This window comes from uncultured Porphyromonas sp., assembly GCF_934359325.1.
Classification (GTDB): Bacteria; Bacteroidota; Bacteroidia; order Bacteroidales; family Porphyromonadaceae; genus Porphyromonas_A.
The window spans coordinates 1-11,456 of sequence record NZ_CAKRLH010000040.1; the positions used below are offsets into that span (position 1 = coordinate 1).

Sequence of the window (11,456 nt, forward strand, 5' to 3'; positions counted from 1 at the left end):
CACCAGGTATTGTCGGTGGGGAAGATGTGGTTAGAGATGTAATGAAAGTATGAGAAATCTGAAACGTGTCCTGGAGAGTCTGACGGCTCCGCTACTCGCCGCTCTCCTCCTGACTCCAGCGTATGCACAGGAGCAGGTCTACTCACTGGAGGAGTGTATCCAAATGGCTACCGCCAGTAACGAATTGATCAAGGCTGAGGAGCTGAAGATCGATATGGCCAAGGCCAAGAAGGGCGAGGTGGGGGTCAACTTCTTCCCCAAGGTATCACTGGGAGCAGCCTACTCCCACATCGAGGATCCCCTGCAGCCGATCGACTGGGATCATGCGCTCCACGGGCTGGGGCAGTACCTGCCGGAGAAGATCAAGAACAAGACCGCCATCGACCTCGGTAATACCAGGGTCGGCACCGTCTCCTTCGTTCAGCCGATCTTTATGGGAGGCAAGATCATCAACGGCTACAAGATGGCCTCCTCGGCGGTAGATCTGGCGGGGATCATGATGGAGACGAAAGAGCGAGAGCTCGAGCTGAGCGTGGAGGACACCTACTGGCAGGTGGTCACTCTGTCGAGTAAGCTGGAGCTGGCGACCAGGCTCACCGCTCTCCTTGATGAGGCGGTGGCAAATGTGGATCTGGCAGTCAAGGAGGGCGTCGCCACCGAGGCGGATGCACTCTCCATACGGGTCAAGCAGAGCGATGCCAATCAGCTGCGGCTCAAGGTGGAGAACGGGCTCTCGCTCTCCAAGATGCTCCTGGCGCAGAAGTGCGGTCTCGGGCTGGAGAGTGACTACCGTCTGGCTGATGAGGTGACGCTGGATACTGCCCGCAACGAGGCGATCGACACGCCGATCCTCCTCTCTGAGCAGGAGATCAGCGGTGGCATCGATGCGCGACCCGAGGTGCGTGCCCTCGAGACGGCAGATAAGATCTTCGCCGCCAAGGAGAGGGTGGAGCTGGCGGATGCGCTCCCCAAGGTGGTCCTGCTGGGTGGCTATACCACCATTAACCCCAATCTCTTTGCCGGGATGCAGGATGAGTATGGTGGGAGCTGGCATGTGGCAGTAGGACTTCAGATCCCCCTCACGGACATCTACACCGGGATCACCAAGAGGAAGGGTGCCGCCGCCGAGCGAGGGATCAAGCAGAGGCAGCTGACCGACGCTCGCGAGAAGATCAATCTCCAGATCCATCAGCTCCTGCTGAACAATCAAGAAGCCTATAAGCAGCTCTCCGCCGCAAAGCTCAGTCTCTCCAGTGCCGACGAGACCCTCAGACAGGCTCAGCTGGGGTACCGTGAGGGGGTGATCCCTCTACTTGTCCTCACCGAGGCTCAGACCTCCTGGTCGGTAGCTTACGACAGCTATATCGACGCTGCCATCGCCCTGAAGTCGAGTGAGAGCAAGATCAAACACTACGTCCCTACTGCACGATTTACCAGATAAGTAACAAGGATAATGCAACAGACAGAAGAAAAGAGCTCCCTCTCCAAGGAGCTGAGACATAAGATGGTGATAACTATCGTCACCACCCTCGTTGTGATCGCCCTCGTGGCACTGGCAGGATTCGTCTTCTTCTCCCCCCGGGAGTCGGAGGTGATCGGTCACGTAGAGGTGGATGAGATACGTATCTCAGGTAAGGTGCCGGGTCGTATCTCCGAGTATCTCGTGGAGGAGGGACAGATGGTCAAGAAGGGGGATACCCTGGTCCGCATCTACTCCCCTGAGGTCTATGCCAAGCGGGAGCAGGCGGAGGCCATGCGCGCCTCTGCCATGGCGCTCAATCGCTCCCTCGCCGGGGGCGGTCCCGCAGAGGTACAGCAGGCTGCCCTCCAGATGTGGCAGAGCGCCAAGGTGACTCGCGAGGTGGCTCAGTCGAGCTTCCAGCGCGTGGAGAACCTCTACAAGGAAGGTGTCGTCTCTGCTCAGAAGTACGATCAGGCACGCGCTCTCGTGAGGTCTGCCGAAGCGGCCGAGGCGGCTGCCAAGAGTCGCTACGACCTCGCCAAGCGTGGAGCGCTCTCCGACCGCACCGGTACCACGGAGGGGCTGGTCAGCAATATGGATGCGACGCTCAAGGAGGTGGACCTCTACGTCAGCGAGGGTACCCTCACTTCGCCCCTCGACGGGCGTGTCACTGACATCGTGCCCCATGTGGGCGAGCTGGTCGGCACCGGCTCCCCGGTGATGAATGTCGCCGATCCCACCTCATGCTATGTCGTCTTTGCCCTCAGCGAGGATCGTCTCTCCGGCATCCGCCGCGGTACGACGCTCAAGGGGGTGATCCCTGCCCTGGGTAACGAGGAGTGTCTCCTGAGGGTGGTTCATCTCAAGGACATGGGTATCTACTCCGTCCGTAAGGCAAAAAAGCCGACCGGGCAGATAGACTTCCGCACCTTTGAAGTAAAGGCGGAGCTCCTCGATAAGATAGAGGATCTGGAGCCGGGGATGAGTGTCGTCATCGACAGGAGTAGTCTGAAGTGAAGCGTCGTCCCGTGAATACATCCTCTCCTTTCCTGAAGGTGGTGCAGCGCGAGTGGAGACTGGTCTCCACTCACTCTATCTACTATGCGGGGATGATCGTGGTGCCGGTGTTCTTTGCCGTCTTCCTCCTTACCCTTATGGGTGAGGGACTGCCGGGCGATCTGCCGATCGCTGTCGTGGATCTGGACAATACGTCCAATACACGGCGACTGGTGGATAATCTTGACGGCTTCTCCGAGAGTCATGTGGTGCTGAGGACGGCAAGCTTCACCGAGGCACGTGAGCTGATGCAGCAAAATGAGGCCTTCGGCATCCTCGTCATCCCCCGGGGATTTACCGACAAGGTCTCCTCCGGCAAGCAGCCCACCATCAATTATTACCTCAATTACCACTCGATCATCGGCGGAAACCTTAGCTATAAGAACCTCCGCATGATCAGCGAGATGGCAAATGGCGCTGTGGGGCTCCAGATGGGGACCCTGATGGGCAAGACGGAGACGGAGATCATGACCAACGTGATGCCGATCGTCGTCAAGGATCAGATCAAGGGGAATAAGTGGCTCAATTACTCCGTCTACCTCAGCAACATCCTCATCCTCGGGATCATCCAGCTGCTGATCATGCAGGTGACTGCCTACGCTGTCGGCGTGGAGATCAAGGCGAAGTCGGCCGAGGAGTGGCTAGAGACCGCGGGAGGAAGTATGCATGTCGCCCTCGCCGGCAAGCTGGCAGTCCATACGCTGATCTGGTTTGTGGTGGGGTGCGCCTGTCTGGCGATGCTCTACACCTTCTGCGGCTTCCCCCTTGCTAACGGCTGGGGGCCTATGCTCCTGGCACTGCTCCTGCTGATCGTGGCAGCGGAGGCAGTCGGGGTCTTCTTCATCACCCTTGTGCCGATCCTGAGACTGGGAGTGAGTCTGGCAAGTCTCTTCGGGGTACTTACCTTCTCCATCGTAGGATTCTCCTTCCCGATCGATGCGATGTACTCCCCCTTCGTCACCCTTTCCTACCTCTTCCCGATGAGGTACTACTATATGATCTATACTGATCAGTCGCTTAACGGGTTCCCTCTCTCGCTCAGCATCCCCTATTACCTGGGGCTGGCAGCCTTTGTCCTGCTGCCGTTGCTGTGCAGTCATAACCTCAAGCGTGAGCTCTTAGAAGTGTCTTATGTCCGATAACAAGTGGCGGAGGAGACTCTCTCTCCTCAGGGCTGATACAAAGGCGATATGGCGAACCGAGATCGATGCGATCAAGGGGGATGCCGGGGTGCTGCTATTCTTCTTTTTCGTCCCGATCATCTACCCCTTCCTCTACGCCGCCTTCTACAATACCGAGGTAGTGGAGGAGTCGAAGCTGGTCGTGGTGGATGAGGATAACAGCTCTCTCTCCCGCGAGTACATCCGTCGTGTGGACGCCTCGCAGGAGGTGGAAGTGGTGGCGGTCGTCCCCACGATAGAGCAGGCGGAGCAGATGATCATGGATCGCGACGCCTACGGCTACGCCAGGATCCCAAAGAACTTCCAGGCCGATCTCTACCGGGGTGCGGATCAGGTCCAAGTGGAGCTGATGAGCCTCGGCAATGTGCTGCTGTACTATAAGAACTATATGGTGGCACTCAATAATAACGCCCTCCAGATGGGCGGTGAGATCCATGCGGAGCGGGCAGGGAAGCCGACTAAGGCACTGACGGACATAGAGGTACGTCCGGTCTATCAGGACGGCAAGGGATACTACAATCCTGTCGCAGGCATAGGAACCTTCCTCATGCCGCCCATCCTGATCCTGATCCTTCAGCAGACGCTGATCCTGGGGATCTGTATGCTGGCGGCCACTGCGAGGGAGAGCAACGACACGCACTACCTCATACCGTCGACGATCCATGGGCCGATGCGGATGGTGATCAATAAGAGTGTGATCTACTTCGTGCTCTACTTCCTCCTCAGTATCTGGGTGCTCTGTATCGTGCCCTACTGTCTAAGGATACCGATCCTGACGACGCCGCTGAGGATGCTGATCTTTATCGTCCCCTATCTGCTCTCGGTGATCTTTATGTCCATCGGGCTCTCCTTCCTCTTCAAGAGGCGGGAGGTGGTACTGATCTACATCGTCCCGCTGTCGCTGGTCTTCTTCTTCCTCACCGGCGTGGTCTGGCCGTGGCAGAATATCCCCTGGCTATGGAAATCCGTTGCCTACCTCGTCCCCAGTACCCATGCGGTCCAAGGATACATCGCCCTGCTGGGTACGGGTGCCTCGCTGTACGATATCCTCCACCAGTGTCGGGCTCTCTGGGTCCTGACAGCGCTCTACTTCACGATCGCTTCCCTCGGCTACTACTTCCAGTACCGCAAGGGGCGGACGCTGCACTGACCCATCCTCGGATCGGGTCAGCACTTGACTCCATAAGAATGGGGTGCCACCTCACCGGTGGCACCCCATTCTTATGGAGTCTGGTCACTCAGAAGAGGTAGCTGAAGCCGGTGCTGACGTAGATCGGGTAGAGCTTGGTCGTCAGGGTGGCGAAAGATCCGGGGAAGATCGGAGTGAAGGAGGCCCTCAGCTCACCGTAGACGAGGAAGTGGCGGTAAGCGCGCCAGCTGCCGCCCACCTGCATACCCGCCTCGAAGCGACTCAGCTCACCGGAGAAGTCGTAGGTCGCCTGCTTGTCCTCGGGGAAGTCGACCCGCTCACCGATGGGCGATCCCATGCGGAAGTGCCCGTCGGTGACGTGTCCGGTGAAGCTGCCATCGAATCGGTAGCCGGCATAGAGGCCCGCCTGTAGCTTGCCGTGATCATTGACCTTATAGGCGGCACTGATGGGGAGGACGATGGAGGAGGCTGCGTAGTTGCTCTCGACGTATCCGGTCCAGTTGCCCGACACCTCAGCGCCCTCACCGAGGAGGAGCGAGGTGTGGTAATTCTTTACCCGGGCACCGGTGACCATCCCCTTCTGCTCCATGCGGAGTCCCATCACCAGTCCCCAGTGCGGGTCAAACCACTTGGACGCCTGTCCCTCCACATGGACGTTGAGCTTGGGATTGTACTTCTCCACGCCGCGGATCTCCCGGGGCATGGGGATGGGGGCGGTGCCACCCATGGAGAGTCCGGCACGGAGCTCAAAATTCCACCCATGGCGTAGGGCGGCGAGGATATTCTTGTCGCGAGCCTCCTGCGCAGTGGCAGTGAGCGAGAGGAGGCAGAGGAGAGATAGTAAGATTTGTTTCATGATGTGGCACGGCTTATTCGTAGTAAACATCGATCTCATCGACAAACAGGGTACTGCCTATTGCACCCTCAAACTTAGCCCCCTCTTTGCTGGATGTCATCACGATCGTGAACTTGTATCCACCATCCTTCAGCTTAGCCGGGTCGATGCTCTTGCCCTCCACGGGCTCGAAGGGGAGCTCAAAGTGGATCCACTCATCGCTCTCTTTTGGATCCTTGAGCTGAGCGGTAAGGACGATATTGGGCGAGGTGAGGACATTGGTCCCGTCGAGGTAAGCGGTCTCCTCGTCGGTCTCGAAGAAGACGGCATAGAGCGCCGGGAGATCCCTCTTGCCCGCAATCTCCTTGGAGTTCTCATCGGTCAGTTTGTCGCCCGACTTGTACTTGTAGTATCCCGTCAGCATAAGCGGCCGTCGGGTCTCCGGGATGCCAAACTTAGTCCCCTTCAGATGGTTAAACATAGCCGCCCTAGAGTCAAATACCCCGAGGAATAGTGTCCCGGCAGCCTTTGGCGAACTGAATGCAAGACCTACCTCGCCCGTGGAGAGTGTGCTCAAGCGGGCGCAACTTCCCTTGTATCCCTCGGAAATCTGCGCTACAGGATAGGACAAGGGGCTCTTGGGATCCACACCCAGGGAAGGACTTTGTATAACGTAGGAATAACTGCTGTTGGGGGACGCCCAATACGAGTCTGACGAGAACTCGAAGATGTGGTAGTTGCCGACTCCATCATTTTCTACCTTCACCTTCTCGAAGTCAAAGTGTCCCGGGGCGGGGCGAGAGGAGGCGATGGTGACGGTGTACTCCTTCGTCCACTGCTTGTCCTCCGAGGTGACGGTATAGGTGACGGGCCGGGTAAAGTCCTGCTTGCTGCCACTCGCCGGGGAGATGGTGGCGCCGGGCGTGAGGGTAAAGCTTAGCGCCACGGCGGTGCGGTCAACCCACGGCTCCGCCTCGATCTTGATGGCGGTATTGGTGATGAGGGGCTTCTCCCTCGGGGTGATCCCCTCCACCTCGACGGAGAGGATGTCCGCCTCCGCATTGGGTGCCTCGGGGCGGATGCAGGAGGAGAATCCGGTCAGCAGGAGAGTAAGGAGGCTGATCATCGGGATCAGCAGTTGCTTTCGCTTGCTCATATTCATATCTTTTTCTAAAAGGTATACAAAGGTAATGCAAAAAGGGATATCACCCGCAGACTGAGGGCATTCGACGGTTGTAGAGTCGGACGAAGAGCTCGCGGGCAGTGAGGACGATGGCGTAGTAGAGGACGGCGAGGACGAGGTCGTACTGCATCGTCACCGTGAGGCTCAGCGCCGGCGTGCCGAAGGTCTCCGTCACCGCCCGCATCGCTTCGGAGAGGAGGCTTAGCAGCCAGGGGAGACCCGGCATCGAGGGGAGTGCAAGCGCCACCAGCCCCACCGGGATCAGCAGACCACTCAGTGCCACCACAGGGACGGCACTCCAGAGCATACTCCCTGCCGCCCTACCGAAGAAGAGGAAGAGAAAGGGCAGCACGCCTATCTGAGCAGAGATGCAGGCTGCGAGGCTATTCCAGACGAAGCGGAGCGACCTGAGTGAGGGGCTGACCAGCCGGAGTAGGATGGGCATGAAGCTCATCAGTCCCCAGACAGCGCTGACACTGAGGAGCAGACCGACACTGAGGATCGAGAGGGGACTGAGGAAGAGGAAGAAGAGGAGCGTCAGCGACAGCACCTGCACCGGGTCTGCTCGTCGTCCAAGGAGCTTTGCGAGGAGGTAGATGCCGCTCATGATAAAGGCGCGCACCGTTGCGGTCGAGGCGCCGGTCAGCAGCGTGTAGAGGAGTAGCCCAAGGAGGATCAGCAGGTAGCGCAGCCTCCTGTGACGATAGGCGGGAAGGAGAAGTCCCAGAAGCCCACTCAGCAGACCAAAGACGATCCCGAGGTGATACCCGCTCACCGCCAGCACGTGTGCCACGCCGGAGGAGGTGAAGTCGGACTTCACCGACCGAGGCAGATGAAGTCGCTCACCGAGACAGAGCGCGTAGATCAGCCCCTTATCCTCCCCCGAGAGCCGATTACCGACTGCGGCATCGAAGCGGCTGATCAGCCGATGCCGTCCCTCCATCAGCCTACATCGGATAGTCCGGGCACGTCCGGCAGTCTCCAGGCTCTGTCCGTACCCCTGCGCCACATACCCCTCCCCGAGGAGGTATCGTCCGTAGGAGCCGGGCAGCGTGTCGCCGAGAAGTGCGACCAGGTCGAGGTCACCCCGCAGCATCACCCCATAGAGCTCCGCTGACTCTCCGGGCAGAGTAAGGAGGAAGGGGATCTCCTTCCCCTCCTCCACGAGTAGGACTGCATCATACCGGATGGCGCTCTCAGCCGAGGAGGCGACAGGATAATTGACTCTCACCGAAGCATCCTGGACCGTCACCGCACGGGGCATTGCCCTAAGCGATCGGAATCGCTGATCGGCATAGACCCCATAGGCGATCACGAGGAGTGGTAGAAGGAGGAAGAAGCGATCCAGCTCCCACCCTCGCCTCCGGGAAAGCAGAAAAGCGCCAACGGTCAGGAGCCCTAGCGCCAGCCCACCATAGAGCAAGAGGTGATGGTAGGCGAAGAGCCACCCGATGAGACAAGCGACCAGCACCCATAGGGCAGGCCGATCGCCATACCTCAGCGAGCGTATCCTCTCCTCACTCACGCCCCCTACTCCTCGTCCTCCTCGTAGAGGCGGTCGATGATGCTATCGGCGAGACCCAGCTTGGGGACCATAATCTTCGTCGTCCCGAGGCGGTCGGCGGCAGCGATGAAGATGCGAGCCGCCGGGATGATCACGTCGGCGCGGTCAGGCTTCATCCCATACTTCGACATCCGCTCGTCGAGATCCATTCCCTCGAGTATGTCGTAGATCTCGTGGAGCTCAGGGGTAGTGATCTCCTTGCCCCACGGGGTCTGCGTGCCATTGATCTTGGCAAGCCGATTGATATTTCCACCGGTACCGAAGATCTCCAGGTCTCCGCAGCGCTCATGGATCGAGTCGAGGAAGGCATGGTACTCCTCCAGTTCCGACTTCCGTACCAGACCACTCAGCAGCCGCACGGTACCGATATTGAAGGAGCGAGAGTCCACCTTTTGGCTCCCCCTTAGGATCGATACCTCGGTCGAACCACCCCCTACATCGACCATAACGTAGTAGGTCTCTTCGTCCCGTACCAGCTGGCGCACCCGGCTGTGTCCCACGAGACGAGCCTCCTCTTCACCGGAGATCACTTCGATCTGCAGCCCGGTCTCCTCCTCGACCTCGTCGACCACCTTGGCAGCATTGGACGCATCGCGCATCGCCGACGTGGCGCAGATCCGATAGTGAGACACCTCGTAGATCTGCATGAGGTACTTGTAGGCGAGCATCAGGCGGACAAGATCCTTGACCTTTCCCTTGGAGATCTTACCCTTCACAAAGGCATCCTCACCGAGTCGAAGGGGTACCCGGAGGAGCTGCACCTTAGAGAGCGGCTGCTCCGGGTCATCGGTGAGACACTTGATGAGCAGGCGGACCGCATTGGATCCGATGTCGATGGCGGCGTAGTGCTTTTTCTTAAACATAGTCTTTATATCTCCTCTAAATAGTGCCGGTAGAGCGCCTCCTGACTGCGGAACCACGGCTTATCCTCCACATAGCGGCGGGGTCGACGACCCTGCTCATTGACAAAGTGTCCCTGAGAGACATCACGCAGCCCATAGTCGACCACCAGCTCCAGCTCACGCTTCAGGTCTGGGTCGTAGACGGGGGTCACCACCTCGACCCGCCGGTCCAGGTTTCGACTCATCCAGTCGGCGGAGCCAAGGAAGTACTTCGGCTTTCCACCATTGCAGAAGATGAAGATCCGCGAGTGCTCCAGGTAGCGGTCGATGATCGCATTTACAAATATATGATCGCTCACCCCCTTGATCCCCGGCACGAGGGAGCAATTGCCGCGCACCAGCAGCCGCACCTCCACCCCGGCCTGCGATGCTCGGTAGAGCCGCTCGACGATCTCCTCGTCGACGATGTGATTCACCTTGACATGGATATAGGCGGGCAGTCCCTGCTCCGCATTCCGGATCTCTGTGTCGATCAGTCGGATGAAGCGGCTGCGCATCGAGTTGGGTGATACCATCAGCTCCCTAAATCGGGTCGTCAGGTAAGGCTGCTCGATGAAGTCAAAGACCCGCTCCACGTCACTCACTAACCCCCGCCGAGCCGTCATCATCATGAAGTCGGTGTAGGTCTTGGCATTTCCCTCATGCATATTGCCGGTACCGATGCAGGCGATGCTGCCCCTCTTCGTCTTGATGAGCGCCAGCTTGCTATGGATCTTGAGGTACCCTGGGCCAAAGAGCACCCGCACGCCGGCGTCCCGCATCTTCTGGGCAAAGGAGATGTTACTCTCCTCGTTAAATCTCGCCAGCAGCTCGATCACACAGGTCACCTTCTTACCATTACGTGCCGCAGCCACCAGAGCCTTGACGACCGAGGAGTGCTTGGGCACACGGTAGATCGTTGCCTTGATCTCCTGCACGTCCTCGCTGATCGCCGCCTCCTGAAGTACCCGGACAAAAGTGTCGAAGCTGTGGTAGGGGAAGTGGAGCCACTGATCCTTACGTCGGATCGTGTCGAGCATCCCAGTCTCAAAGTCCGCATGCCGCCCGATAATCGGGGTCCAGGGGGTGTAGAGGAGGTCGGTCCTCCCGCAGTCGGGGAAGTCCATCAGATCACGTGTGTTATGGTACCTCGATCCGGCGACGCGGGCATCGTTCTTATCCAGTTCGGCACTCTCAAAGAGCATCTGCCGGATCTGCTTTGGCATCTTTCGGTCATAGACCACGCGCAGCGTCTCCCCGAGGCTCCGTTTCCTCAGTCCGCGGGATACCTGCTGTAGGAGACCGAGGGAGGAGTTGTCCTCCACCAGATCCTCGTCGGCATCCTTGGTAAACTTGAAGGAATAGGCCTCGTAGCTGTTGTAGGGCAGCCCTCCGAAGATATTCTTAAGGTTGTACCTGATCACGTCATCGATAAACATGACGCACTTATTTCCCTCCGGATCATCCGGGAGGCGGACGAAGCGATCCTCCCCCGACTGTGGCATCCGGATCACGGCGATGTCGCTCCGCTCCTCCTTCCCATCATCGATCCGCTTCAGATCCACAGCAAGGTAATTGCTCTCATCGAGCTGCTCCTGAGGGTCGGGGATCCGGTCGAGGAAGAGCGGATTGATCATCGAGCTGAGCTTCCGGGCGTAGATGTCGAAGACCTGATGCTCCTGCTCCGGCGTCAGCATCGTCTCATCGACCACGTGGATATGCTCCTCCCAGAGCGCCTTCATCAGTCGGCGAAAGGTCCGATCCACCTCCTGCTTGTAGTCCTCATTGAGCCGGTAGATCGTGGCGAGCAGCTTCTTGCTCCGCTTGACCTTGCCGGACCCGCTGTCATCGTCCTCGATATTGCGCTGGATCGAGGCGACTCGGACACGGAAAAATTCGTCCAAGTTATTTGAGTAAATACCGAGGAAGTGGACCCGCTCCAGGAGAGGGATATCCTCCCGCTGAGCCTCGAGGAGAATGCGGTGATTGAAGTACATCCAGCTCTCATCGCGGTCTACATAATTATCATCATCGAGCTTGATGTCGTGATCGACATACAGTTCGGCGGGATGAGGTTGAGTCATGGTAAGTGTGTGTGTCTATTCTGTATTAAATGATGGGATAAATTTAGCCAAAAACCCACA

9 protein-coding genes are annotated in these 11,456 nt (G+C 58.4%); 4 read left to right on the forward strand and 5 right to left on the reverse strand.

The window, feature by feature from the left end; translation table 11 throughout:
* Positions 1–49: 49 nt before the first annotated feature.
* Genes Q0F21_RS02815 through Q0F21_RS02830 form a run of 4 tightly spaced genes read left to right on the forward strand, consistent with a single transcriptional unit; the run spans position 50 to position 4,849 of the window.
* Positions 50–1,441: a TolC family protein gene (locus tag Q0F21_RS02815; RefSeq protein WP_297237200.1), complete on the forward strand. Its 1,392-nt coding sequence runs from the start codon at positions 50–52 to the stop codon at positions 1,439–1,441.
* Between the two features lie 12 nt (positions 1,442–1,453).
* The gene (locus Q0F21_RS02820; RefSeq protein WP_297237202.1) at positions 1,454–2,479 is read left to right on the forward strand and encodes an efflux RND transporter periplasmic adaptor subunit; all 1,026 of its coding nucleotides are present in this window, start codon (positions 1,454–1,456) and stop codon (positions 2,477–2,479) included.
* Between the two features lie 11 nt (positions 2,480–2,490).
* Complete coding sequence (locus Q0F21_RS02825) at positions 2,491–3,660, forward strand: ABC transporter permease (protein WP_297237204.1); 1,170 nt, start codon at positions 2,491–2,493, stop codon at positions 3,658–3,660.
* Positions 3,650–4,849: an ABC transporter permease gene (locus Q0F21_RS02830; RefSeq protein WP_297237206.1), complete on the forward strand. Its 1,200-nt coding sequence runs from the start codon at positions 3,650–3,652 to the stop codon at positions 4,847–4,849. Before Q0F21_RS02825 ends, Q0F21_RS02830 begins: the two co-directional genes overlap by 11 nt.
* An 88-nt stretch (positions 4,850–4,937) precedes the next feature.
* On the opposite strand, the gene Q0F21_RS02835 is transcribed toward Q0F21_RS02830, so the two are convergent.
* The 5 genes from Q0F21_RS02835 to Q0F21_RS02855 are packed head-to-tail and all read right to left on the reverse strand — an operon-like array spanning position 4,938 to position 11,396.
* Positions 4,938–5,705, reverse strand: a complete 768-nt coding sequence (locus Q0F21_RS02835; RefSeq protein ID WP_297237208.1) for a porin family protein — start codon at positions 5,703–5,705, stop codon at positions 4,938–4,940.
* Positions 5,706–5,718: 13 nt separating this feature from the next.
* Entirely contained in the window at positions 5,719–6,846 is a 1,128-nt protein-coding gene (locus Q0F21_RS02840; protein ID WP_297237210.1) for a PCMD domain-containing protein, read from the reverse strand.
* A 43-nt stretch (positions 6,847–6,889) separates the two neighbouring features.
* A complete protein-coding gene (locus Q0F21_RS02845; RefSeq protein WP_297237212.1) occupies positions 6,890–8,392 on the reverse strand; it encodes a ComEC/Rec2 family competence protein in 1,503 nt (500 codons plus the stop codon).
* 5 nt (positions 8,393–8,397) lie between these two features.
* Positions 8,398–9,294: a Ppx/GppA family phosphatase gene (locus tag Q0F21_RS02850; protein WP_297237214.1), complete on the reverse strand. Its 897-nt coding sequence runs from the start codon at positions 9,292–9,294 to the stop codon at positions 8,398–8,400.
* 5 nt (positions 9,295–9,299) lie between these two features.
* Positions 9,300–11,396, reverse strand: a complete 2,097-nt coding sequence (locus tag Q0F21_RS02855; RefSeq protein WP_297237216.1) for an RNA degradosome polyphosphate kinase — start codon at positions 11,394–11,396, stop codon at positions 9,300–9,302.
* Positions 11,397–11,456 lie beyond the last annotated feature (60 nt).

Excerpts from the sequence above, each read along its gene's own strand:
- Q0F21_RS02820 (WP_297237202.1), top strand. The coding sequence starts at position 1,454 with ATGCAACAGACAGAAGAAAAGAGCTCCCTCTCCAAGGAGCTGAGACAT.
- Q0F21_RS02840 (WP_297237210.1), bottom strand. The coding sequence starts at position 6,846 with ATGAATATGAGCAAGCGAAAGCAACTGCTGATCCCGATGATCAGCCTC.
- Q0F21_RS02850 (WP_297237214.1), bottom strand. The coding sequence starts at position 9,294 with ATGTTTAAGAAAAAGCACTACGCCGCCATCGACATCGGATCCAATGCG.
- Q0F21_RS02835 (WP_297237208.1), bottom strand. The coding sequence starts at position 5,705 with ATGAAACAAATCTTACTATCTCTCCTCTGCCTCCTCTCGCTCACTGCC.
- Q0F21_RS02855 (WP_297237216.1), bottom strand. The coding sequence starts at position 11,396 with ATGACTCAACCTCATCCCGCCGAACTGTATGTCGATCACGACATCAAG.
- Q0F21_RS02830 (WP_297237206.1), top strand. The coding sequence starts at position 3,650 with ATGTCCGATAACAAGTGGCGGAGGAGACTCTCTCTCCTCAGGGCTGAT.
- Q0F21_RS02815 (WP_297237200.1), top strand. The coding sequence starts at position 50 with ATGAGAAATCTGAAACGTGTCCTGGAGAGTCTGACGGCTCCGCTACTC.